Consider the following 24,934-nt stretch of genomic DNA (forward strand, 5'->3'; position numbering starts at 1 on the left):
AAATCATCTCCAACCATGCGTTAAATCATCTGCATCACGGCGTTTCATCTTTGAGACATATGGATTGCCGGCCACGATAAAGCGGTAGTCTTTCAAGGCATCCTTTCCTTGCGCATTAACCCCAATTCGTGGTCCAGCAATGATTTTTGCAGGAATCCGCCGTTCAGTGCGTAAGTCAATCTGCAGCGCGGCATGCTCCATCGGCTGACCATCCATTGACCGCGACTGCACGCCAAGCGCCTGCATCAGCTTGCCTGGTCCATTGGTTAAGTCAAAGCCATCCCGGCCACGATTCTCAACCATCTGCTCAATGCCCAACGCCGGCTCCAGCGCGCGAATCAAGATGCCCTGCGGCTCTTCTGGGTCTTGAACTACAATATCGACACAGTAATGCGAGCGAATCTGATAAATATAAAGATTACCAGGCATGCCGTAAAGCGACTCTGAATAGTCAGTTCGCCGTCCCCCAAAAGCATGCGATGCCGAATCCTGCTCGCCGACATAAGCTTCGGTTTCAACGATCCAGCCGCCAACATCGCCTTTGCGACCATGGAAAACCAAAAGCCGTCCTAAAAGGTCCTTGGCGATCTGTGGGGTTGGGCGGGCCGTAAAAAATTTTTGATATTCTGAAAGCATTCGAAACCATCCTTTTGAAAAGTGCTTTAATAGTCTTATGATTTATTTTTCCAAGAGGTGACAGGAATTGAAATTAAAACTAGAACGCATCTATGATAAGCCCGCTGATCTGGATGGCTGGCGCATTCTGATCGATCGGCGCTGGCCCCGCGGCATCTCTAAAGTTAACGCCCACTTGGATGAATGGGCTAAAGAAGCCGCCCCCAGCGAAGAGCTGCGCAAATGGTTCAATCATGATCCCGCTAGATTTGCCGAATTCAAGGAACGCTACTTGCAGGAACTAGCCAGCAATCCTGCTTATTTAGACTTATTGGCAAGCGTCAAAAAACATCTGCCGACCGATAACGTGATTCTGCTTTATGGCGCAAAAGATCGGCGGCATAACCAAGGAATCATCTTAGCTGAGCTTATCAAACAAGAGCTGAATTTATAACTATTTTAACGCTGTTTACCATAAAAGGCGCAATCGTTGCCGTTACGATTGCGCCTTGTCTTATGACTGCTGATCCAAAATGGCCAGTCCCTTGGCTAGTGTTGCTGAATCAACATTCGCTGAAAGGAATCGTCCCAGCGGTACCTCGCTGTGACGATCCTTGAATGCCATCGGTTCGCTTTTAACGATCATGACCATCAAGCCGTTTTCCGTCAGCATCAATTGACCAATCCGCCGAAATCTTCCTTTGGTGTGTTTCCCCGTCCGCCAGGTATGCAGCCTGATCTGACCATTGGCATCATAATGCAGCTGATAGCCGCCATTGCCATCATCTTCAACCGACAGCCCCGTATAGCGACTGACCGGATATTGATCTTTTTTGCTCATCAAATTCCCTCTACTTTTCTAGCTGTGGACGCTGACTGGTCAGTTCTGCCAAACGCTTGGTCAAACGATACAATTCACCGGACTGCAGCGCCTGAGCCCAGGTTCCTTCCTCAACTTCTTCCCAGTCCACGATTAAAGAAATCATCGCGCCAATCAAGCTGACATCATCTGACTTTAAGACTTGCGCAATCGTTGCTTCATCAACGCGTGGCTTAATTCGATTATCCTTTAAAGTCTTGCGGTAATGGGGGTCATATTCCGCACTGGCACGGAACTTGCGCGTAAATTCCAGCATCGGTTTGTCATACAGCGGATAGCCAACACGTACGATACCATCTTCTGGATTGCTGATGGTCCAGCCAATTTTACGATCAATCATGCTTTTGAAATATGGCAGGTATGCATTTAAATCCATAGGCTCACCCTCTTTTGTCTAAGTATGTTTAGTGTACCGCTTTTAGGTTGGTTCAATAAAGTGGTAGGCTAAAAGAAAACCAATTTTGGAGGTAGTTTTTATGGAAAAACCAATCGTTACCGCAGCCCAGATGAAACGCTGCGACAGCTACACCATCAATCACATCGGCATTCCTTCATTAGTTTTGATGGAACGAGCTGCGCTGGCCGTTCGCGATGAGATTCTCAATGCCCTGCCGATCTATTTAAGCCATGTTGTCGTTGTCGCCGGCAGCGGCAATAACGGTGGCGATGGTCTGGCCGTTGCCCGCTTGCTGAAGATTGCCGGTGCCCGAGTGACGATTCTCAACGTTGGCAATCCTGATCATGCCTCCCAAGAGCACCAGGTTCAAGCCCATATCTGCCAATACTATCGTATCCCTCAAACCAGCGACTTGAGCATTTTGGATGAGGCCTCACTGATCGTGGATGCAATCTTTGGTATTGGCATTGATCGGCCGGTTGCTGGACACTACGTCGACGTTATCAAAGCCATGAATGATACAAAGGCTTTTCGCGTCGCCGTTGATATGCCTTCTGGAATCAACACTGATACTGGCGCGGTCATGGGAATTGCCGTCAAAGCCCATCTAACCGTTACGTTTGCCTTCAACAAAATCGGGCTTACCCAAAACGAAGGTCGCCAGCATGCCGGTCGCGTCGTCATTGCCGATGATATGGGAACTTATTGGATTGATGAGCATGCGCCGGCTGATAATCAGGATTAGTTTTAATCGCGGCCAAGGTCATTAACCGCGCTTTTTTGCCCAATAAAAAAAACGATTCGCCGTTTTGACGAATCGTTTTTTATTAGTTAGGCCCGTGACTTGTAGCTGCCATCCATCGTGTTGACGATGATTTGGTCACCGTTCTTGATGAAGGCTGGCACGTTGACAACCAGACCAGTGCTCATCGTAGCAGGCTTGCCACCGCCATCAATCGTTGCACCCTTGATCATTGGTTCCGTGTGTTCAACCGTCAGAACGACCGTCGTTGGCAGTTCAATACCAACCAGTTCGCTGCCAACAAAGTCCATTTGCACTTGCATGTTTTCAACCAAGTACTTCTTTTCTTCAGTCAGCTGTTCATCACTGATTTCGTATTGTTCGTAGGTTTCCATGTCCATGAAGACCGCCGTGTTGCCTTCATCGTACAGGTATTGAGCATTCTTCTTGTCCACGTTGACTTGTTCAACCTTTTCGGAAGGACGCATCGTCGTGTGCACAATGGAGCCAGTCCGAACGTCTTGGATGTCCATTTGCATCAACGTGTTACCCTTGCCTGGCTTGTGGTGGTTGATTTGCAAAACTTTCAGCAGCTTGCCGCCACGTTCAAAAACCATGCCCTTTTTCAAATCAATCGTTTGAATCATTGTACTAAGTACTCCTTTTATTAATTACTGAACTTGGCCACGCGTACCGTGAGCTTTTGATCGTTCAAATCTTCGCGATCGAGGCGTCGTTCATCGCCTTTTATCGTGTGCTCGCCATTGCACTGTCGCAATTTTAGCATCCACCTTTTACTATATCATGTAATCAGTTGATTTGCCTTGACAAACCCACTTATTTATTTACTTTTTTTGATCAACCATGTTGGCGGCCGGAATTCTGATCAGCGTATGCGTATCAGCCAGCTTGCCGCAGCGAACGCCCATCCCGTTTAAGACCGTATTGCGATATTTGATCGTCATTACGGCAACGAAAGCATGACCCGTTTTTGAGTCATAGGACTTCAGCTTTTTCATATTCCAAGGATAGCCGGCTGCCTGACCAGTAACCAGGCGATCACTGTCAACGATCGTGGTGCCCCGCGCGTCAGTCGTCATTTTGGCATTATCCGTCCAGTAGGTGTAGGAAACGATCGGCCGCGTACCACCCTGAGCATGTTTGGCAATCACATAGTAGTAATCATTGTCTTGACTGTTCAGCTGCAATGCCTCATATTCAGTCGTTATCTTAACGGCTTGGGTATCGTCGTAGGAAACGCGCCGGAAAAACGACAGATATGCCATTCCGACCAGCCATCCAATCGCCAAGACGACCAGCACTACATAACGTGCAAACAATTTTTTGTCAAAACGGCGCTTCGTCTTGGCAATCAGCATCAGTTGCTTGACGCGGATGTAGTGAGTAACCCAGATCATAAAAACAATGGCCGCGATCCAAAGCAGCCATCCCAACCAGTTCCAATTCATAATTTTTTGCTCCTAAATCAATGACCGTATTCGTGCGTCAGACAACATAAAAATCTATACATAAATTGTAACACATCGCGGCAATTGTTCCTTATTTCTCATGCCGTTATTAATAAAATAAGTTACAATAGAAGTATAAATAAAAACGCTTTCACCCATAAAAGTGGTGATGTGGCTAGTGTAGTTAACATTTGATTAGTTATTGTCTCTTTATATTTTTGCAATTATCCATGATGTGTTTGCATTCCGATCGCTAAGGGGGTAATGATTATGGAAATGGACGGATACAAAAAGCGTTTTGACTGGGCCAGTTTGATTTTGGGAATCGTATTGGTGGTACTGGGCTGCGTTTCAATCATGCACCCAGACAAATCGCTGCACCTGCTCTGTATCTTAGTTGGCGTTGGCTTACTGCTGTTAGGGATCTATGAGCTTTGGGCCCGCAGCAAGATGCAGGAATGGCTCGGCTATCGTTCCGGCTGGCTGCTCGGTACCGGTATTCTAGACATTGTTTTGGGGATCGTCTTTTTGGTATATCAAAACTTTGGTACAACCGTAATTGCCGTCATCTTCGCACTCTGGTTCATTATCAGCTCAGCCAATGAATTAACGATTGCCGGTTTCTTCCATCAGCTAAACGTTGGTTACTACTGGCTTTTGTTCATTCTCGACATTCTGGGACTGATCATCGGCGTAGTTCTGCTCTTCTCGCCGGTGCTTTCGGCAATCACCATGGTTTGGCTGATTTCTTTCTACTTGATCGTGATTGGAATCGTAAAGATTATTCAAGCCTTCTAGCATCTACGAAAAGAAAAGTTTACAATAAATATTGTAATATCGTACGTATGCAGCCATCGTCATTATGAATGATGACCAGGAAGGGAGAAAGTTTTAATGAGCGAACCAGTCAACAGTCTTGCAGCAGAAATCATCGAATTCGAACGGGTCCATGCAATGACCGACAACCAAGTCGCATTTGGCAGCCAATTGTCGGTTGAGCGCGTGCATGATATCAAGTCACAAAGCGATCTCGCTACTGATGAGGAAGCCAGTCTCTTGCGGCGTTTCATGCAGGCCAAGCACTAGCAAACAAAAAACGCGTCTTAACAGGCGCGTTTTTTATTTGCGTATAAATTTATCAAATTCTTCATTGAACGGCCGTAAAACGTCAAAATCGAGCAATTATACCTTGATTTTCGTTTATCGGTCTTCTGGATAGTGAAAAGCCACCGCTAATGGCGCAGGCGTCAGCTTGGCATCTGGATTCTTGATGCGTTCCATCAATGTATCGATCAGCAGGTCCGCCAACTCGGCAGTCGGCTGCTGAACCGTTGGCAATTCTGGCGTCAGCTCGCAAATCATCTTGGAGCCATCATACCCTGTAACGTGGAAGTCCTCATTGATTCGTTTGCCGGCTCGTATCGCTAGGCGCATGATCTTCAAGGCATCAACGTCATTGGTTGCCATCACGCCATCATATTCTCCAGGAAATGTCGTTTCAAGATTCGTTTCCTTGGCATCCAGCGGCACATACTCAATTTGGTGGGCAGAAAAACAGTCAATTGCCCCTTGGACTCGATTAAGCGTTGGCGAGACCGAGGTATCCTCATCAATCAGAATTGCTGGATGGCTGACGTTTTTAGCAATCAGGTACTCAGCAGCCATCTTTCCGCCACGATAGCTGTCAGCCGACACGATTGGAATATTGTCGGCCAGATAGCGGTCAAACGATACGATTGGGGCCTTGATTCGCTGATATTCCTCAATTCCAAGATTATGCGAGCCCGAAATAATGCCATCGACCTGGTTCGCCATCAGCATCGCCAGGTAATCATGCTCGATATCTGGATTTTGGGCTGATGAGGCAATAATCGTTTTATAGCCCTTAGCAAACAGACGATATTCCAGATCATTTACCAATTCCGCATAGAACGGGTTAATAATGTTCGGGAAGATCAGGCCGATAAATTTGGATGGCTTCCCCTGCATCGCTCGCGCCAGAGCATTGGGCTGATAGTTCAGCTCACGCATTGCCTCATGCACCTTGTTAATGGTTTTTTCGCTTAGCGATCCATAGTTGTTGATGACGCGGGAAACCGTCGTGACTGAAACGCCCGCCAGCTTGGCGACATCTTTTAGTTTAGCTACCATATTCTTGACCTCGTTGAAATGATTGTCACACTATTATAGACCAATTTACGACAATTCGTCATTTTTAAAATAAAAAATCGCATCAGCTTTAAGCTCATGCGATTTTTGTGAACTATTCGGCAGATCAGCTGAAACAGACCTTTAATTAGTTTTGTTCCATGACCTTTTCGCCATTAGCCGTAATCGTAAACGTCTTGTTGGCTGCGTCGGCTTCCAGAACTGCTACGTTTTGGCCTTCCTTGTCCTTACGAGTAATCGTAATCGTCGTTTCGGTCGGTGTTTGAATGTCGATCGAACCATCCAGATCAAAGGCAGCAAATTCATTGCGCCAGCTCAGCAGCTTCAGCAGGTTGGCAACGACTGGACGCTGAACTTCCTTGGCCACTTCTTCTTTAGTGTAGTAGTGACGGTTGATGTTCCGGCCTTCCTTAGTCTTTTCCAACAGTTCCAGGTCATTGGAGCCAGCCAACAGACCAACGTAGTAAACCATTGGGATACCTGGGGCAAATACTTGGAAGGCACGTGCCAGCAGGTATGCACGGTCGTCATCGCCCAATGCGGAGTAGTACGTTGAGTTGATCTGGTAGATGTCCAGGTTGTTGTAGGCAGCTGAAGAGTACTTGCGCTTAACGTTGGCACCAACCTTGTAAAGTTCGTTGGAAGCGTAGTCGATTTCTTCATCAGTCAAGATGTCGCGCGCGTCAACGACCCCGATCCCATCATGAGTGTCCAGCGTCGTGAACTGCTTCATTGGACTCATCTTCAGCCACTTAGCCAGGCGGTTGGTCTTGCCAGAGTACAGCGTGTACAGCGTCGTCATTGGCAGAGCGAAGTCATATACAAAGTAGCCGTGTTGAGAGATCTTTTCAGGAATCGTGTAGTGTTCGTGAATTTCTGGCAGAATTTCTGCATTGTAAGGAGCCAGGATCTCACGTACTTCATTCAACAGATCCCAGATTTCTGGTTCAACGAAGAAGTCATTGGTACCGATCTTCTTAACGGCGTAGGCAAAGGCGTCCAGACGAATCAGGTCAGCCCCATGCTTAACCATGTCAGTCAGCGTCTGCTTGAAGAATTCTTGGGCTACCTTACTCTTAACGTTGATGTCGATCTGTTCTTCACCAAACGTGTTCCACAGGTGTTCAACGGAACCATCGTCAAACTTGATTTCCTGCATTGGTGCCTTGTCCTTACGCTTGTAGATCAAGTCAACGTCTTCCTTGGTAGGATGATCTGGACCAGCAGCTGCCCAGAACTTTTCCCAACGAATGAAGAAGTCGTTGTACTTGGAGTCGTCATGGTTCTTCTTGAAGTCTTGGTACATAACCGACTTCTTGGAAATGTGGTTGATCATGAAGTCAAACATCAGGTAGTATTCTTCACCCAATGCTTCAACGTCAGCCCAGTTACCAAAAGCTGGATCAACAACCGTGTAGTCATAAGGTGCAAAGCCACGGTCACCAGTTGATGGGAAGAATGGCAGCAAGTGAACGCCCCCGATTGCTGAACCGATGTATTCGTTCAAGACTTCATGCGTTTCCTTGATGTTTTTAGCCAGCGAGTCAGAGTAGGTGATCAGCATGGCTTTGTTTTTAATTGGCATGTTTAATCCTCCAAAAATGTAAATTAGTTTTTCTTAGCTTGACGACGAGTAGCAATAAAGATAACCAAGGCAATCACCAGCAGGCCGATTCCGTATGGTACGAAAGGCGCTGCCAGGCTCAACCCAGCTTGCGGCTGTCCCATAATGTGGTTGGTCCATTCAGCAATCGTTGGCGAGAAGAAGGCCCCAAAGTTAAAACCGATCAGAACCATCGAGGTAATCAGCGGTTGCCGATTAGCAGGCGCAAGATCAGGCAGCAGGTTAAAAATCAAAGGAGAGACCAGCTGTAATGGGAACCCAATCAAAAGCAGACCAATGACCAGCATCACGAAGCTGCGGTGACTGGCACCATAGGCAAACAAGAAGTTCGAGATGGCCATCAGAATCAGACCAAAGTAAACCGTCCCAAATCCCATGACCTTCTTGATTGAGCCGTAGAACAAACCACCCAGCGTTGCTCCAATCAGCATCAACGACAAGAAGTTGGAAGATCCAGTGTAGCTGGCACCTTTAATGGCAACCGCTACCCCAGAGAAACGATTTTCCATGCCGACATAGTCAACAACCAGCAGGAAGGCAAATAAGATGAGCAGATAGACGACTGGACTGATCTTGCCCTTGTCTTCGCCTTCAACAGCTTCTTTCAATTCTGCTTCCTGTTTTTCTTCCTTTTTCTCAGCTGCTTCTACCTTGCTGTCGTCTGGAACGCGGGCAGCAAAGAAAAGCAGAACCAAGAAGGCCAGTGCGTAGACCAAGAATGACTGCCGCCAGCCAAATGAGCTCAGCAGCAGGCCGGCAATAAACAGGGTCGTGGCTTGACCGATCTGTTCAGCAGCTGCCCGCCAGCCCAGCATTTGAGCTCGCTCATTGCCTTCATACCAAACTGAGATCATTGAAATGGCCTGCGAGTTATAGAGACCATAACCAGCCCCTAAGACCAATCGCGATGCCAAGACGATGCCATAGTTGTTGACAAACATTGGTACCAGCCCAGCCAGGCCAACGATGAAGACCCCCAGCATGATGATCTTCTTATCAGAAATGTGGAACCAAGACTGCAGCAGCGGTGAAAGCACCACAAAGATCATAACGGCAAAAGATGGCGTGGTAACCAGGTATTCAGACTGCGTTTGCGTGATATGCAAAGCCGCCTTCAACTGTGGCAGCGATCCCTGAATCGCGTATGCACTGGTCACCATGAAAGAAACCGACAGAAAAGCCAGTTTCGTCACAATCGACTTTTTGTTGTCCATGTTGTTTTCCCCTAAAAGTTGTATTTAACGTTCTCAACAGACATTTTGATAAACGTTTATCAATTTCATCGAGGATTATTTTAACTTGTTTTAGTTTCTTTTGTCAATCGTTTATCAAAAAGATTTGAATTGCTTTCGCGGCTCTTAAATCTTATTTTCACACTTTTAATAGTCAAAAAGTAATTCTTTGTTTAATAGTTCGATCAGTGAAGAAATTTCTCAAGCATAAAAGTCTATTAATTTATAGTAGATTTTGGTCGTTTTCATTTAAAAATCAATTGACGTAACCCGTTGTGAATGCTACTTTTTAATTAGCTGCTATTCTTAACGAATTATTAAAAAATATAAATTCTAAATATATAGCCGACTTAACCACTGATCAGCTAGTTTTTAAAGGAGTATGCTCACGTATGAAAAATCCAATCATCGACGAAACGCATCAGCATTATAAGATGTACAAGAGCGGCCGGCAATGGGTCTTTGCCAGCATCGCCGCTTTAACCATGCTGACGGCGGCCGGCTCAGTTGCCCACGCCGATCAGACTGATCAAACCACTCATCAGATTACGGTCTCTGGCAGTGCCAATGGCTCGAATGCCAGTCAAGATTCTGACAGCAGTTCTGCAGCTGACAGCTCAGCAGCCAGTCAGACCAGCGCTGCCGCATCCAGCACCAGCCAGGCCAGTGCCGAAAGTACCGCTAGTGCTCAAGCGACTTCTGAAAGTTCTGCTTCAGCTGCCAGCGCCGTTGCCAGCACCGCCATTCAAGCCAGCTCAGCTGCTGAATCAGCTACGGCTGCTGCATCCAGCGTCAGCGCTGCTAGTTCCAGCAGTGCGGTTCAAAGCTTGGCTGCCACTCAGACCAGTGATGCTGCATCCAGTGCCAGCCAAGCAGCAGCCGCAACTACGACTGTAGCGGCTGCCAATACCGACACTGCCAGCAATCAGGTCGACTTGAGCTCGCTTTACTTCAGCAGCAATGCCAAGTCGCAAAACTTCATCGAAAGCGTAGCGCAAGGTGCCATCAACGGCTGGACCAAGTATGGCGTTCTGCCTTCAGTTACCGTTGCCCAGGCTATCTTGGAAAGCGGCTGGGGACAATCAGCACTTTCCACTCAAGCTCACAACCTGTTTGGGATCAAGGGCAGCTATAACGGTCAGTATGTTACGATGCAGACGCGGGAAGTCTACAATGGTCAAAGCTACTACATCTATGACAACTTCCGTAAATACGCCAACAACTCTGAATCCGTTGAAGATCACGGCAACTTCCTTTACAGCAACAGCCGCTACGCCAATCTGTTGGGCGATCAGTCCTATGCCAGCGTAGCGCGCAAGCTGCAGGCAGACGGCTATGCTACCGATCCATCATATGCCTCATCTTTGATCAAGCTGGTAGAGATGTACAATCTGACTCAGCTTGACAACATCGCCTTTTCTGGCAAGCAGCCCGTTATCAACAACAAGAATGACTACAACTACTCCAACAGTGGCAATGCCGACAGCTCCAACGGCTACTACACCGTTCAAAGCGGCGACACGCTGTCTGGAATTGCCTTGAAGTTCTCCACGACTTCCAGCAAGCTGGCACAGTTGAACAGCATTTCTAATCCGAACCTGATTTATGTCGGACAGCGCCTGCTGGTCAACCAGAGCAGCAACTCAAACTCCAGCTCCTCTGGTCAGTCCAGTTCTACTACGACGAATACGGAAGCATCAGCTGCCAGCTACACCGTTAAATCAGGCGACACGCTGTCTGGAATTGCCAGCCAGTATAATACGACGGTTAACCAGATCGTTTCGCTTAACCAGCTGAGCAATCCAAATCTGATCTATGTTGGTCAGGTCTTGAAGCTTAAAAACAGCCAGACAACCAACTTGTCATCGTCATCATCATCGTCGACTGCTGCAACGACTGCCGATACGTATACCGTTAAGGCTGGCGATACGCTGTCTGCCATTGCATCTCGCTACAGTACCTCCAGCAGCACGCTGGCTTCACTGAACTCATTGAGCAATCCCAACTTGATTTATGTCGGGCAAGTCCTTAAAGTCAGCTCAAATGCCTCGACCAACAGCTCAACCAGTTCTTCAGCAAACAGTACTGTAACGACTGCCGCTTCCTACACGGTCAAGGCTGGCGACACATTGTCTGCCATCGCTGCCAAATACGGGACGACCTATCAGGCACTGGCCTCAGCCAACAGCATCAGCAACCCGAATGACATTTACGTGGGTCAGGTAATCAAGGTCAGCGCAACGGCAACTGCCGCCAGTTCTCAAGCTGCTTCTTCAACCAGCAGCAACGGCAGCTACACGGTCAAGTCCGGCGACACGCTTTACGGCATCGCTTTGGCTAATGGCTTAAACTGGCAGACGTTGGCCAAGCAAAACGGCATCAGCGATCCAAACGTCATATTCGTTGGTCAGAAGCTGAGCCTGTAAATTCATCGTATTTGAAGCTTAACAGCCAGTCGGATTCGCTTCCGTCTGGCTGTTTTACCAAAATCATGTCTAACGTTTGGCACGCCGTTTACGCTGCTTGAATTTTAAATGGCAGCGACCTATTATTGAAAGCATAACATTTAGTACATCGTTACCAAGAAAGTAAGTGGTGTTGTGATCAATTACCGTTCAATGGAAATCGAAGACCTGGATGAAATCAGCCGTTTGTTCAAGCTCTTAGGACATCCCAAACGACTGCAGCTGCTGTATCTGCTGATTCAGCATTCAATGAGCGTTTCCGAAATCAGCAAAGCCTTAAACTGGGAACAGTCAGCTGTTTCTCATCAACTGCAGCTGCTGCGCAAATATGGGCTGGTTAAGCAGATTCGGCATGGCAAGACCATCATCTATCATTTACAGGATCCTAAAGTCATGACTTTGATTGCCGATGTCGTCAGTCATGCTGAAAAAATCGTTAAATCATCATAAAAAAACGCACTGGAAAAAATCCAGTGCGCTTTTTTAGTCTTCGGTCATGTGCTCTTTAATCAAACGATTGATTGCCTGAGCATCCTCATTATTTTTGCTGATGGTCAAAAGCGTATCATTACCGGCAAGCGTACCAACGACTTCCGGAAGCTGCGCATTATCGAACAGGCCCGCCAGTACGGTTGCATAATTGGAGTTCAATGTCGTTTGAATAACATTGATGAATTGAACGTTGGTGACCTTCTCAACGTTGTGACTGATGCCATCAAACAGCCGCTGATATTCATCCGCATGGGTATGCAGGATTGAATAGTAGGTATGTCCATGCTGATCACTAACCTTGACGATGTTCAGAGCGTGAATATCGCGAGAAATCGTGGCTTGGGTAGCATCAATGCCATGCTCAGCCAACATTGCCAACAAATCATGCTGCGTGTTGATCCGCTGCTGCGTTACCAGTTCTTGAATCAATTGACGTCTTTCTTTACGATCCATTGTACCCCTCCAATATGCATAATAATTCACTGCTTTTATAATACTATGAATTGAAAGCACTTAAAAGCCAGTCTGCCGTTTTTATCCGGCTTTTTTTCAGCTGGTGCTTGAATATTATGCAATCAATCAGCCGCCAAAGCCTTGATTGGATTTAATCTTGCGGCACGCCGGGCTGGCAATAGGGCCGCCAGAAAAGCAATCAGCAAGGCGCTGACCAAAGCAAACAAGACGTTGCCCAGTGAAATCTGAACGATATCGTACTTGATCAAGTGGTACAGCTCATGATTCAAGATCAGCTGCGCGCCATACGCCAGGACCAAAGCCAAAATCGCTGCGAAAAAGCCGATAAACAGTGATTCAGCGGTAAACAGACGCCTAATGTCCACCTTGCGTTCACCTAATGCCCGCAGCACGCCGATCTCCTTGGTTCGTTCTGAAACCGACATGTACATGGTTACGATAATCATCAAAGCCGATACCAATAAGGAGATCCCGGCAATTGCTGCCAAGACGATCGTTGCCAGCTGAACGTAGGTGTTGACCGTCTTAAGCATCGAACCAACCGTAATGGCGCCTAAAATTCGCTTGTTGGTCTTTATATCCCGCAGATTATTGATCTTAGTCGCCGTCTTATCAACCCGGTCCAGCGATTTCACACTGACGGCAGCATAGTTGGGCTGCGTTGACGCGCCGCTTTCATTGAGCATGCTCTTGATTGTCTGATAGCTCATCGCCGTGGTTGCCGAAACTCCCGAAGTAAAGCCGACTACCTTCACGGCCCGCGTTGACTGCGTTGGTTGGCCGTCAGCATTGACCCAGTTAAACGTGATCGTCACGGTTTGATTCAACAAGCGCTGATAATGTTTTGCGCCGGCCAGCTGAATCGCCTGCTGCTTATTTAAAACAATCTGATTGGCATGCGGTACGTGGCCTTTTTTGATTGAGTTCGTGGTATAGGCCTTGCTCCAGCTGTTAAGGTTGGTACCGCTTTGCACCTTGTCTTGATAGTTTATCTTATAAGCCGCAATCGAGTACCCCGGCTGAACCTTTGCTACGTCGGCAATATTTTTCAAGCGGTTTAAGTCTTGATTTTTCAAAAACATTGCCTGTGGATTGGCTGCCATGTTCTGCATTGAAGCCTGCAGCTGATCCTGATTCATCTTTTTGCCGTTGGTATTGCGCAGAACCGTAATAACCTGTGGATTAGCCAGCGAATTGATCTGATTTTCAATGTAGCCGTTGACGCCATTGCCCAGACCACTGAACAGCAGCACGGCAAACAAACCGATCGCCGTTCCCAGCATAATCAGCGAGTTGCGCCAAAAATTATATTTAAAATGCTTAAAAGCCGTCTTAAAGCTGGCCAATGCCGGTAACGGACGCGAATTAAGCTGCGTGGGGTCCTGCGGCAGATCATAGGCTGGCCGCAAGCGCTGATCGCCATCAATAACGCCATCTGCCAAATGAACGATCCGTGTCCCGTGGTTGGCAACGTCTTGAGAGTGGGTTACCGCAATCACGAGCTTGCCGTCTTTAGCAATGCTGTCCAGCAATTCCAATACTTCCTGCGTATTCTGCCGATCCAGGGCTCCAGTCGGCTCATCAGCGATAATGACCTGTGGATCGCTGGCTAAGGCTCGGGCAATGGCAACGCGCTGTTTTTGACCGCCGGATAGCTGATGCGGATATTTACGCAGCTGATCTTTCAGGCCAACTTTTTCTAACAGCGATACTGCACGCTTTTTGCGGTCTTCTGCCGTTAGGTCCGTCATATCCAAAGAAATCAGTACGTTTTCTAAAACCGTCAGATGCGCGATCAGGTTATAGGCTTGGTAGATATAGCCAATCGTTGCCCGCCGATAGTTATCCATCTGTTTTTCCTGCCGATGATCCAGCTTTTGACCATCAACAATGACTTCACCATCAAATTCACGATCTAGTCCGCCAATGATGTTCATCAGCGTCGATTTTCCGCCCCCAGATTCTCCAAGGATTGAGACAAATTCTCCCCGTTCAAATTCAAGATTGATCCCTTTTAGAACCGGAAACTCTTCTTTTCCCAGGAAATATGACTTATGGATATCATGAAGCTCCAAATATGCCATAACAAACTCCTTACATTCTGCTGTCTTCAAAAACTGTCTCTCAAATTGTAAAAGATCCAGTCTATTCGGGCAATTATTCTTGTCAGCCTGTAAAGTCAAAAGCGCATTACTCCAGTCATTGACCGGTATAATGCGCTTTAATATAAAATCTGCAGTTATCTAAGCATTCAACGGCTGCTCGATCATCTTGCCATCCATAATCTGATAGATGCGATCAGCAAAATCCTTTAACCGCAAATCGTGAGTAACAACGACCACTGCCTTGTCATACTGCTTGGCCATTTCTTTCATCAAGCGTCCTACAACCTTGACCCGCTCACTATCCAAGGCAGCCGTTGGTTCATCAGCCAGGATAATTGCCGGATCGGTATACAGCGCACGGGCAATGGCGACCCGCTGATTCTGTCCGCCTGAAAGCTCATCGGGGAATTTGTTGACCAGCTGATCGATCCCCAGTTCCTGCAGCAGCTTCTCAAGCCGATCCGGACTAAGGTTTCCTTTGTGAACGCGATCAACCAGGGCAAACTGATCCGCAACGCTCAGGTAGGAAAGCAGATTATAAGACTGCAGTACAAACCCGATTTGATTTAAGCGAATCTCGTCTCGCTGCTTTTCAGAAAATCGACTGATGTCTTGACCATCAATCAGCACCTGCCCGCTGGTTGGCCGCTGCAAGCCACCAGCAATCGTCAAAAAAGTACTCTTGCCTGATCCAGAAGGTCCTAAAACCAAGCTTAGTTCGCCGCTGTGCGCCTTGAAGCTGACGTCTGAAAGCACCTGAACCTTACTGATGCCCGTTCCATAGTCTTTGTTAATGTTTTTTAATTCAATTGCCGTCATCCTGCTCACCTCTATCTCATTGCATCTAAGGGGTCAATTCGACTGATCATGCGGACCGGCAGCAATGAACCGGCAACGCCTAATACAACCAATGCCAGGCTCAAGATCCCAGTCAGCGGCCAATTGATCAGCATTGGCACCGAACTTGGCATTGCTGCCTTGGAAACGATCATCAGCAGCAATGCGCCAAGCGTACCGCTGACCATCAAGATCACCGCCTGACCAATCGTTGCCCCGATCAGATAAGCTGCCGGAATTCCCTGTGCTCTTAAGACTGCATAGTTAGGAATCTTTTGCATCGTCAGAATATATAGGAAAACGGTGATAACGATCAGCGAGATCACCATCAAAAAGGCGATCATAAACTCAAAGGTCATATTCTGCGCTGCATAGCCGGGCAGTTTTTCAATAAAGGTACCGATGGAGTATTGCTTGAGATTCTTATTTTCGACCGTCTGCTTCTGATCAGAAAAAATTCCGCTGGCCGCGAACTGATCACCCGTTCCTTTAAGCGTTTGCCAGGTTGTCAGGCTGCCATAGACGATTGAGGCGATATTCAGCTTGGCATCTTTGGCAAAACCCACGACCCGATATTTTTGCGTGCTGCCGTTAAGCGTGATCTGATCGCCTAACCGATAGCCTTTACTCTTTAATCCTTCATCGAGGACGACCTGATTTTTACCATGCGGCTTGTGACCGCTGCTGAGCTTCATTTTCTTTTGGTAGATAAACTGCGAGCTGTCCAGACCAACAAACTGAATCGTCTGCTTGTCAGTCGCTCCCTTGGCTCTTTCAATCACTGCCGGCGTCTGGCCGACTAATGCCTGGTGATTATTCGGCTTAGGCAGATCCTGCTTGGCGATCAGCGACTGGCTCAGGCTGATATTAGAATTTTTGTTTAAAACCACGCTCTTGGCATCCCATGAATCGATTGCGGCCGTATTTTCATTGGCCAGCCCCAGCATCATGCCCATCAGCATAAACATCAAATAACCGATCAAGACGATCATGCCAATAATCAGACCATATCTTAACTTCTCATGACGAATTTCCTTAACGGCCAGAAACATTTTAATCACCTTCGTTTTCTAATAAGCGCTGCAGAGCCTGCAACAAACGCTGTAAAATCATTGTCTGTTCAGCGGGAAAATTCAGACACTCCTTGATTGCCTCATGATTGATCGTCATGATGGTCCACTGCAAAGCCGGAATCCTTGAGACCGGGCGCAGCGGCAGCATTCCTTCATTGCACCGCAGATGAAGCTTGATCAGATCATAATAGCGACTACCATGGACCTTTTGGACGAATTCACGCGTCTGTTCAAAATAATCCTGGGCACTCATCAACTGATGCGGCGTAGTTGCCACGTTTTGGTGAATATCTCGCATTGCCTTGGCATACAGATACTGATAGGCATCTTTTAAATCGGAAAAATACTTATAGAATGCACCACGAGCAATTTCAGCCTCTTTAACGATCCGTGCTACCTGTGCCGTTGCCAGTGAATGCTCACTGAACTCATGCAGCAGCGCCTGCTCAATTTTTTGCCGTTTTTCATGATTTAAATTTTCAAAAGTACTGGTTGGCATCTGAATTTCCCTCCCTATTGAGTGACACCGTGTCATCTACCATGTGATCATACCGCGATAGTGACACCGTGTCAACTTTGAGGAACAAAAAAAAACAGCCGTCATTTTGACGACCGTTTTGAACATTTTATCTAAAGGAGTTAGGCTTCTTCGCCACCAACCTTGACAACGGCTTTGGAAACCTTGCCCAACTTGCCGCTGACAAAGTCTTCAACTTCATTAAATGCCAGTTCGTGAGAGAACAGTGGCAATGGATCAACCTTGCCGCTAGCCAGCAGAGCAATTGAGTCTTCAAACGTGTATGGGTTGATGAAGGCACCTTGAATCGTCAGTTGCTTCTTGAAGACATCATAAGTGTTGACGGAGAACTTAGCGTCAGGGTTACCAACACCAAACATCAGTACTTGAGCACCCTTAGCAGCGGCTGCCAGACATTGTTCCTGCGTTTGTGGCAGACCAACGGCTTCAACGACAATGTCAAACGCATCGGCTGGAATTTCTTCCTTGGTCGTGTTGATCGTCTTAACGCCAAAGTGTTCACGGTTGTTAGCCAGCTTTTCATCAGAGCGGCCAGCCAGCGTTACCTCATGAATTCCACGCGCCTTCAGGATCTGTGCAAACAGCTGACCTTCAAAGCCATCACCCAGAACCAGTGCTTTTTGGTATGGGTGCGTCGTCAGCAGGTCAACACCATGCATTGCACAAGAAATTGGTTCAACAACGGCAGCGGCCTTTAAAGAAACGTTGTCAGGAACTTGGTAGACAACCTTGGCAGGAGCAGTAAAGTATTCCTCAAAACCACCGTCACGGGTAACCCCAACGGCATCCAGGTGTTCACACAGTTCTGGACGTGAGGTGCGGCAGTACTTGCATTGACCACAGTAGATGTTAGGGTCAACGGTCACACGGTCGCCAACCTTGACATTGGTAACGGCATCCCCAACCTTGGCTACAACACCAGAGTTTTCGTGACCTAGTACGATTGGTGGAACGGCTGAAGCAGAGCCTGGCAGACCAGCGTACAGTGCCTTGTCAGTACCACAGATACCAGCGTAGGCCGTGTGAATCAAAACTTCATCTGGCTTGATTTCAGGAACGTCATATTCTTGAACGGCAAGATCTTTAATACCTTGTAATACAAGTGCCTTCATCGATTTATACCTCTTTCTTTGTGAAAACATTAATTTAAATTTTGCCAATAGTATAATCCAGATCTCAAGTATGTGTCAACCGGTTATCATCTTTTTTGATAATCGTTTGACATTCAGCAATCGTTTAACCATATGATAACGCTTGATTTTCAGTGGTTAATTTTTTTTGAAGTTTTCGCGACAAAAAAACGTAAGCGTTTCAATATTAAGCATATCAAGACTGCTATCATTTGATTATCAATGTAAAAATGCTGTAAAATACCGTTAGATAGGCATTCTTACATTGCGGGACTTTAATTTTTATGTTAGCCTAACAAAGGTGTTTTATTGCATTAAACGTTTTTTATTGGGTAATGCAAAGTTTAATTAAGAAAGGTGGGTTTACCGTGGATAACAACACGAATGACCAACGCCGCAAGCACAAACTGATTGAGTATGCTAACGGCAAATCACTTGAAGAAATCAACGGCACCGTTGAAGTTCCAAAAGGTAAAGGTTTCTGGAAGACTCTTTTAGCCTATTCTGGACCTGGCGCATTAGTGGCTGTCGGCTATATGGATCCCGGCAACTGGTCTACTTCGATCACTGGTGGTCAGGCATTCGGTTATACTTTAATGACGACCATCCTGATTTCAAGTTTGATTGCGATGCTGCTTCAATACATGGCTGCTAAACTTGGGATCGTGAGTGAAATGGACTTGGCGCAAGCCATTCGAGCTCGTACAGGGAAGGCGCTCGGGATTGTCTTATGGATTATGACCGAGCTTGCAATTATGGCAACCGATATTGCTGAAGTTATTGGGGCAGCCATCGCCTTAAATCTTTTATTCCATATTTCACTGACCGTTGCCGTTTTCATCACGGTGTTGGACGTTCTGGTGCTGCTGCTCTTAACTAAGATTGGGTTCCGCAAGATCGAGGCCATTGTCGTCTGTTTGATCCTGGTTATCCTGTTCGTCTTTGTTTATGAGGTTGCCTTGTCCGATCCAAACTGGGGTGCTGCTTTTGCTGGTCTGCTTCCTTCATCTCAGGCCGTTGCTACCAGTCCGGAACGCTTAGGCATTACTCCTTTGTCAGGTTCTTTGGGGATCATCGGGGCAACTGTAATGCCTCACAATCTCTACCTGCACTCAGCTATTTCACAAACGCGCAAGATCGACCACACCAATGCTGAAGACATCAAGCAGACGATTCGCTTTACGGCTTGGGACTCCAACATTCAGCTGTCAGCGGCCTTCTTGGTCAACTGTCTGCTTTTGATCATGGGGGTTGCCGTATTTAAGTCTGGTACGGTTAAGGATACTTCTTTCTTTGGCCTATACGAGGCATTGAGCAACACGTCAATGCTGAGCAACCCGATTCTGATCTCAGTAGCCAAGTCCGGTCTGCTGTCAACGCTGTTCGCGGTTGCGCTGCTGGCTTCTGGTCAAAACTCTACGATTACCGGTACCTTGACTGGTCAAGTTATCATGGAAGGCTTTGTGCACATGAAGATGCCATTGTGGGCTCGGCGGCTGGTCACGCGTCTGATCTCAGTCGTTCCCGTGCTGCTGTGCGTGGCCTTTACTGCAAAAGACAATGCTATTCAACAACACGCGGCCTTAAACATGCTGATGGAAAACTCCCAGGTCTTCTTGGCCTTCGCTTTGCCATTCTCAATGCTGCCACTGCTTTTGATGACTGACAGTAAAGACGAGATGGGCGAGTTCAGAAATACCGGCTGGGTCAAAGTCTGCGGCTGGCTGTCAGTTATTTCGCTGGCATTCTTAAACCTCTACAACCTGCCAAATACTTTTGAAAGCTTTGGCATCTGGCAAAAGAGTACGTCTGATCTGCTGGCCTGGATTGCCATTGTAGTCATTATCATGCTACTGGCCTGGACGATCTACGACATGTACAAGGGTAACCAGCGCTTGATCGCAGAAGGTATCCATCATCCTTGGGAACATAAGGATGGTCAAAAACCAGCCAGTCAAGATTAATAAAACAAATATTTTAATTTATCAATAAAAAACCGTTTGAACGCCTTGGTTCGAGCGGTTTTTGATATTTTTGGTGTATAATAGCCTGTGTTTAGGCATCAGCCGCGTTATGCTGACTGCGCGGCCAAAATAACTTTGAGGTGAATATTTTGGACAACCACGATAATAAAGAAAAGCGGCGCCCAACCCGAGTTGAACTATATGATCAACCAAACAAGCGCCCAGAAAAAAAGACGCATTTCTTCTTCGATAAAAAAGCTGACCGTACGGCTAAAAAAGAAGCTGCGCCAACGTTTAAGCTTGATAAGCAAGCCAAGCGCTCATCACAGAGCAATGCCGATCCGAATATCAAAGCTCAGCTAACCACTAATGGTACGCGTTCCAGCCGCAGTCAGGAACGGCTGAGCGCTCGCAATGGTCAGGCAAGTGCCGCTAAAATAACTGGCTTAGGTGCTAAATCCGGCAAAAACAAACAGCCAAAAAACAAAAAGCCTAGCCATCGCCCATTTAAAATTGCCCTAGGAATCCTTTTGGCAGTCTTGGTCGTCATGGTCATCGTCTTTGCCGTCAAGCAGCAGGACCCCGTAACCGATAATTCCAGTGATACGACCGTCTCCACGTCTTCTAAGAAAAAATCCAGCAGCTCAAAGAAGTCCAGCAGTCACAAAAAGAAGCATTCTTCTTCCAGCTCATCTTATGAAGCCAATTACGACACCAATGATCAGGATTCCTATTACGTACCAAACACTACGACGAATTCATCATCTGCTCCAGCAGCCAGCTCATCCAGCCAGACGACTATCAACAACAATAATCAGACGGCTGGCAATGGCAACAGCAGCTATCAAGGCGGCAACGCTGACAATACCGGCAGCGGCAACGGCGGTTCATCTACTGCCAACAACAATACGTCTTCAGAATCTGTCAGCAGCAATACCGGTGCCCCGACTCAATCCAGTGCTGCACAGTAGCCAGGATTTATAAAACGGTCTTGACACGCTCTTGTCAGGTGCATATAATTCAAACTAATGACAAAGGACATGCCTGATGCGGCTGGTTATCCAGGGAGTCGGTACCTTGGCTGGAAGTACCGTTGACCAAGCACATCAGCGTACCACCTTTTTGAATTGTCACTGGCCGAGATAAGGTCAGTCGGGTCGTGCCCGTTACCACACTTATGAGGCGACGCCATTAGTGCGCCGTAAATTAGGGTGGAACCACGCTGATTATGTTATCAACCAACGTCCCTTTGATTGCTTTTGGCAATCAAAGGGACGTTTTTTTATTACCACAAAGGAGAGATTTTACATGGCTCAAGTTGCTGTTATGAACGTCGATGGCTCAGTCAACAAGATTGACCGCGACTCAAAAGAAAGTTTGGACGCCCTGCGTCAACTGTCCGCTCTGATGCTGAAAGCGGCTCTGCAAAAGGAATTTGCCGGTATTCGTCTGGGTGCCGACGTTGCTGAAGAAGACGGTTTTTACGTTGACTCTGACAAAGACGAACAGCAGGTTTCCGCTGACGAACTGCCACAACTGGAAGCTGCCATCAAGGCAATTGCCAAGTCCGAAGCCAAGGTTGAGTTTAAAGAGCTCAGCGTTGAAGAAGCCCTGGCCAGCGTCAAGGACGACCCATTCTCAACCGAACTGATCAACGAAAACGCTAAGGACGGCAAGGTAGCCATGTACGATCTGGATGGCGTGCTGGCTGTTGCCAATGCACCGGTTCTGGTATATGCCAACCTGGTTAAGAACTACAAGCTGCTCAGCGTGGCTGGCGCCTACTGGAAGGGTATGTCATCCAACCCAATGCTGCAACGGATCTATGGAACGGTCTTCTACAAAAAAGACGATCTGGAAGCTGATCTGAAGGCTCGTCAAGAAGCCAAGGAACGCGACCACCGCGTCATTGGGAACCAACTGGACCTGTTCTTCGTTGATCCTAAGGTTGGTGCTGGTCTGCCATACTGGATGCCTAAAGGGGCAACGATTCGCCGGACGATTGAACGCTACATCATTGACAAGGAACTGGCTGACGGCTATGAGCACGTCTACACGCCAGTCTTGATGAACCTGGATGCCTACAAGACTTCTGGTCACTGGGCTCACTACCGCGAAGACATGTTCCCGCCAATGGACATGGGTGATGGCGAAATGCTTGAACTGCGGCCAATGAACTGCCCAAGCCACATTCAAGTCTACAAGCACCACATTCGCTCCTACCGTGAACTGCCACTGCGGATTGCCGAACTGGGTATGATGCACCGCTACGAAAAGTCTGGCGCACTTTCCGGTCTGCAGCGGGTACGGGAAATGACGCTGAATGATGGCCACACGTTCGTTGCTCTGGAACAGATTCAAGACGAATTTGCCAAGATTCTGAAACTGATCATGGACGTCTACAAAGACTTTGACATTACCGACTACACGTTCCGTTTGTCATACCGTGACCCTAAGAACACGGAAAAGTACTTTGCCAACGATGAAATGTGGGAACGTTCGCAATCCATGCTGAAGGCTGCCATGGACTCACTGGGTCTGGACTACTACGAAGCTGAGGGTGAAGCTGCCTTCTACGGTCCAAAGCTGGATATTCAAACCAAGACGGCCCTGGGCAACGAAGAAACGATGTCCACGATTCAACTGGACTTCATGCTGCCTGAAAAGTTTGATCTGCACTACGTTGGTGAAGACGGCAAGCAGCACCGGCCAGTCATGATTCACCGTGGGGTTGTCGGCACGATGGAACGTTTCGTAGCCTACCTGACGGAAATCTACAAGGGTGCCTTCCCAACCTGGCTGTCACCTGAACAAGTCGTAATCATCCCAGTTTCTGATGAAAAGCACGGTGCCTACGCTGACGAACTGGCTAAGAAGTTCAAGGCCGCTCAGATTCGGGCTAAGGTTGACCACCGCAATGAAAAGATGGGCTACAAGATTCGGGAAGCTCAAACGCAAAAAGTTCCATACACGCTGGTTGTCGGTGAAGATGAAATGGCCAACGACTCAGTTTCCGTTCGTAAGTATGGTGAAAAGGATCAAAACGGCATGACTGTGGATGCCTTCATGGATGAAATTCTGCACGATATTGCTACCTACTCACGCGAAGACTAATCAAAAAAGCTGTTTGGCAGATGCCAGACAGCTTTTTATTATCTTCTCAGCCTCATTAAGCGCTTTTTTTCGCCGTTTGGATGATAAAATGGATCTTTCATCATTTTAGAATCAAACGCGTTATAATAGGGAAAATTTCAAATCAGAAAGGTCGCGAATCAAATGTCTCCATGGAATCGTTTCAAAAATTCAGCCTGCACGTCAATGATGGTCGGCAAGCATGCTTCAACTGATGGCTCTACTTTTATCTCGCGCAATGAGGACCGCGTCAAGGCAATTGAGCCCAAACGCTTCCTGGTTCGGCCGGCCGTCAAGAATCGCCAGGCAGCCTATGTCTCAGCTTATAATCAATTGACCGTGCCGCTGCCAGCTGACAGTATGCGCTATACGGCTACGCCAAGCGTTGATCAGACGCAGGGACCCAACGAAGAGGACGGCTTTAACGAGGCTGGCGTTGGCGAAAGTGCCACGGAATCCGTCTATGCCAATCCAAAGGTGCTGGCCTATGATCCATACGTCAAAAACGGTCTGGCCGAAGATTCACTGACAACCCTGGTTTTGCCCTATATCCATTCGGCACGCGAAGGAGTTGACTATTTGGGACGATTGATTGCCAAATACGGTTCAGCGGAAGGCAACGGCATTCAGTTCATTGATCAAGATGAGGTCTGGTACATGGAAATTGCTACTGGCCACTACTGGGTTGCCGTGCGTATTCCTGATGACTGCTATGCCGTGGCGGCCAATCAGATTGCCATTGAAGACATTGACTTTGGCGACAGCCAGAATTTTGCCTGGGCAGATGGCATTCGACCATTTGTGGAAAAGAACCACCTCAATCCCGATGATGAGCGCTGGAACTTTCGGCATATCTTCGGCACCAATACCAAACAGGACCACCACTACAATACGCCCCGCGTCTGGTTTGCCCAGCACTATCTGAGTCCCAGTCTGACCAAGGATCAAACGCCCGAGTCAGCTGATATGCCTTTTATTCGCAAGCCCGATCATAAAATCAGCGTTGAAGACATCCAGTACGTTTTAAAATCACACTATAATGAAACGCCTTATGATCCCTTGGGCAGCGGTACTTTAGAGCAGCGGCGGCGCTACCGTTCCATCGCGCTTTCCCGCACGGCACAGTCGCATATTCTGCAGGCGCGCAATGATTCATATGGTGCCGCTCAAGCCATTCAATGGGTTGAGTTCGGCGTCCCGACTTTTTGCGCCTATGTGCCCTTCTTTGCCAACGCCGATGATACCGATGCCTCATACCGCGAGTTTCCAGAAAAAATGGATCTGAACAATGCCTATTGGCTAAATGAGGCCCTGGCAAGCGTCGTTGAAAGCCATTATGCTGAATTTGCCAAGGACAATCTGGACTTTCAAGATGAGCTGCAGGCCTGGGCAAGACGCAAGATCAAAGCTGTCGATGACCAGATCAGTCAGCTTGACGGGCAACGACTGACCAGCTATCTGACCTCGCAGAATCATGATATCGCCAAGCATTTTAACACCCGTGCACAGCAGCACCTGTTTGACCTGCTGACCAAGGGAGCTGAACTGTCCAAGCTGACCTTCAAGATGGATCCTAATCTTTAGGCATTTCTTGAC

Annotated in this window: 24 protein-coding genes; 10 read left to right on the forward strand and 14 right to left on the reverse strand. The window is 47.5% G+C overall.

The window, feature by feature from the left end:
- Positions 1-3: 3 nt before the first annotated feature.
- Complete coding sequence (locus tag H0G69_RS09955; protein WP_180304840.1) at positions 4-636, reverse strand: DNA-3-methyladenine glycosylase; 633 nt, start codon at positions 634-636, stop codon at positions 4-6.
- Between the two features lie 67 nt (positions 637-703).
- Here H0G69_RS09955 and H0G69_RS09960 point away from each other — a divergent pair, with 67 nt between their 5' ends.
- The gene (locus tag H0G69_RS09960) at positions 704-1,069 is read left to right on the forward strand and encodes a DUF488 domain-containing protein (protein WP_180304841.1); all 366 of its coding nucleotides are present in this window, start codon (positions 704-706) and stop codon (positions 1,067-1,069) included.
- 60 nt (positions 1,070-1,129) lie between these two features.
- Here H0G69_RS09960 and H0G69_RS09965 read toward each other — a convergent pair whose 3' ends face one another.
- Positions 1,130-1,456, reverse strand: a complete 327-nt coding sequence (locus H0G69_RS09965; protein ID WP_180304842.1) for a DUF7671 family protein — start codon at positions 1,454-1,456, stop codon at positions 1,130-1,132.
- Between the two features lie 10 nt (positions 1,457-1,466).
- On the reverse strand, positions 1,467-1,871 hold the full coding sequence (locus H0G69_RS09970; protein ID WP_180304843.1) for a DUF6508 domain-containing protein: 405 nt from the start codon (positions 1,869-1,871) through the stop codon (positions 1,467-1,469).
- A gap of 100 nt (positions 1,872-1,971) precedes the next feature.
- Here H0G69_RS09970 and H0G69_RS09975 point away from each other — a divergent pair, with 100 nt between their 5' ends.
- Positions 1,972-2,637 (forward strand): NAD(P)H-hydrate epimerase, encoded by a 666-nt coding sequence (locus tag H0G69_RS09975; protein ID WP_180304844.1) that lies wholly within the window; start codon positions 1,972-1,974, stop codon positions 2,635-2,637.
- An 86-nt stretch (positions 2,638-2,723) separates the two neighbouring features.
- On the opposite strand, the gene efp is transcribed toward H0G69_RS09975, so the two are convergent.
- Both efp and H0G69_RS09985 read right to left on the reverse strand, forming a co-directional pair.
- Complete coding sequence (gene efp, locus H0G69_RS09980; protein WP_006500841.1) at positions 2,724-3,281, reverse strand: elongation factor P; 558 nt, start codon at positions 3,279-3,281, stop codon at positions 2,724-2,726.
- A 198-nt stretch (positions 3,282-3,479) separates the two neighbouring features.
- The gene (locus H0G69_RS09985; protein ID WP_180304845.1) at positions 3,480-4,103 is read right to left on the reverse strand and encodes an LVIS_2131 family protein; all 624 of its coding nucleotides are present in this window, start codon (positions 4,101-4,103) and stop codon (positions 3,480-3,482) included.
- 264 nt (positions 4,104-4,367) lie between these two features.
- Here H0G69_RS09985 and H0G69_RS09990 point away from each other — a divergent pair, with 264 nt between their 5' ends.
- On the forward strand, positions 4,368-4,901 hold the full coding sequence (locus H0G69_RS09990; protein WP_180304846.1) for an HdeD family acid-resistance protein: 534 nt from the start codon (positions 4,368-4,370) through the stop codon (positions 4,899-4,901).
- Between the two features lie 96 nt (positions 4,902-4,997).
- Complete coding sequence (locus H0G69_RS09995; RefSeq protein ID WP_033934534.1) at positions 4,998-5,189, forward strand: LBP_cg2779 family protein; 192 nt, start codon at positions 4,998-5,000, stop codon at positions 5,187-5,189.
- A gap of 114 nt (positions 5,190-5,303) precedes the next feature.
- Here the strand turns inward: H0G69_RS09995 and H0G69_RS10000 are convergent, their stop codons facing one another.
- The 3 genes from H0G69_RS10000 to H0G69_RS10010 form a co-directional block, all read right to left on the reverse strand.
- Positions 5,304-6,254 carry a LacI family DNA-binding transcriptional regulator gene (locus tag H0G69_RS10000; protein WP_180304847.1) on the reverse strand — a complete coding sequence of 317 codons (951 nt, stop codon included), beginning with the start codon at positions 6,252-6,254 and terminating at the stop codon, positions 5,304-5,306.
- Positions 6,255-6,399: 145 nt separating this feature from the next.
- On the reverse strand, positions 6,400-7,857 hold the full coding sequence (gene gtfA, locus H0G69_RS10005; protein ID WP_180304848.1) for a sucrose phosphorylase: 1,458 nt from the start codon (positions 7,855-7,857) through the stop codon (positions 6,400-6,402).
- Positions 7,858-7,880: 23 nt separating this feature from the next.
- Positions 7,881-9,110 carry an MFS transporter gene (locus tag H0G69_RS10010; protein WP_180304849.1) on the reverse strand — a complete coding sequence of 410 codons (1,230 nt, stop codon included), beginning with the start codon at positions 9,108-9,110 and terminating at the stop codon, positions 7,881-7,883.
- A 410-nt stretch (positions 9,111-9,520) separates the two neighbouring features.
- Here H0G69_RS10010 and H0G69_RS10015 point away from each other — a divergent pair, with 410 nt between their 5' ends.
- Together H0G69_RS10015 and H0G69_RS10020 are read left to right on the forward strand one after the other, a co-directional pair.
- Positions 9,521-11,554, forward strand: coding sequence for a LysM peptidoglycan-binding domain-containing protein (locus H0G69_RS10015; protein ID WP_180304850.1), 2,034 nt, complete (start codon positions 9,521-9,523; stop codon positions 11,552-11,554).
- Between the two features lie 192 nt (positions 11,555-11,746).
- The gene (locus H0G69_RS10020; protein ID WP_045025473.1) at positions 11,747-12,043 is read left to right on the forward strand and encodes an ArsR/SmtB family transcription factor; all 297 of its coding nucleotides are present in this window, start codon (positions 11,747-11,749) and stop codon (positions 12,041-12,043) included.
- Between the two features lie 33 nt (positions 12,044-12,076).
- Here H0G69_RS10020 and H0G69_RS10025 read toward each other — a convergent pair whose 3' ends face one another.
- The 6 genes from H0G69_RS10025 to H0G69_RS10050 all read right to left on the reverse strand — a co-directional run bounded on the left by H0G69_RS10025 (position 12,077) and on the right by H0G69_RS10050 (position 18,224).
- Complete coding sequence (locus tag H0G69_RS10025) at positions 12,077-12,538, reverse strand: arginine repressor (protein WP_006500851.1); 462 nt, start codon at positions 12,536-12,538, stop codon at positions 12,077-12,079.
- 122 nt (positions 12,539-12,660) lie between these two features.
- A complete protein-coding gene (locus H0G69_RS10030) occupies positions 12,661-14,643 on the reverse strand; it encodes an ABC transporter ATP-binding protein/permease (RefSeq protein ID WP_180304851.1) in 1,983 nt (660 codons plus the stop codon).
- Positions 14,644-14,802: 159 nt separating this feature from the next.
- Positions 14,803-15,483 carry an ABC transporter ATP-binding protein gene (locus tag H0G69_RS10035; protein WP_180304852.1) on the reverse strand — a complete coding sequence of 227 codons (681 nt, stop codon included), beginning with the start codon at positions 15,481-15,483 and terminating at the stop codon, positions 14,803-14,805.
- An 11-nt stretch (positions 15,484-15,494) separates the two neighbouring features.
- Positions 15,495-16,553 (reverse strand): ABC transporter permease, encoded by a 1,059-nt coding sequence (locus tag H0G69_RS10040; protein ID WP_180304853.1) that lies wholly within the window; start codon positions 16,551-16,553, stop codon positions 15,495-15,497.
- A gap of 1 nt (position 16,554) precedes the next feature.
- Positions 16,555-17,073 (reverse strand): TetR/AcrR family transcriptional regulator, encoded by a 519-nt coding sequence (locus H0G69_RS10045; RefSeq protein WP_180304854.1) that lies wholly within the window; start codon positions 17,071-17,073, stop codon positions 16,555-16,557.
- A gap of 140 nt (positions 17,074-17,213) precedes the next feature.
- Entirely contained in the window at positions 17,214-18,224 is a 1,011-nt protein-coding gene (locus H0G69_RS10050) for a zinc-dependent alcohol dehydrogenase family protein (protein WP_006500856.1), read from the reverse strand.
- Between the two features lie 353 nt (positions 18,225-18,577).
- Between H0G69_RS10050 and H0G69_RS10055 the strand changes: the two genes are divergently transcribed.
- The 4 genes from H0G69_RS10055 to H0G69_RS10070 all read left to right on the forward strand — a co-directional run bounded on the left by H0G69_RS10055 (position 18,578) and on the right by H0G69_RS10070 (position 24,922).
- On the forward strand, positions 18,578-20,206 hold the full coding sequence (locus tag H0G69_RS10055; RefSeq protein WP_180304855.1) for an Nramp family divalent metal transporter: 1,629 nt from the start codon (positions 18,578-18,580) through the stop codon (positions 20,204-20,206).
- Between the two features lie 149 nt (positions 20,207-20,355).
- A complete protein-coding gene (locus H0G69_RS10060; protein WP_180304856.1) occupies positions 20,356-21,177 on the forward strand; it encodes a hypothetical protein in 822 nt (273 codons plus the stop codon).
- A 337-nt stretch (positions 21,178-21,514) separates the two neighbouring features.
- The gene (gene thrS / locus H0G69_RS10065; protein WP_034541113.1) at positions 21,515-23,320 is read left to right on the forward strand and encodes a threonine--tRNA ligase; all 1,806 of its coding nucleotides are present in this window, start codon (positions 21,515-21,517) and stop codon (positions 23,318-23,320) included.
- Positions 23,321-23,482: 162 nt separating this feature from the next.
- Complete coding sequence (locus tag H0G69_RS10070; RefSeq protein ID WP_143112527.1) at positions 23,483-24,922, forward strand: C69 family dipeptidase; 1,440 nt, start codon at positions 23,483-23,485, stop codon at positions 24,920-24,922.
- Positions 24,923-24,934 lie beyond the last annotated feature (12 nt).

This window comes from Limosilactobacillus mucosae (assembly GCF_013423865.1).
In the GTDB taxonomy this organism is placed as follows: domain Bacteria; phylum Bacillota; class Bacilli; order Lactobacillales; family Lactobacillaceae; genus Limosilactobacillus; species Limosilactobacillus mucosae.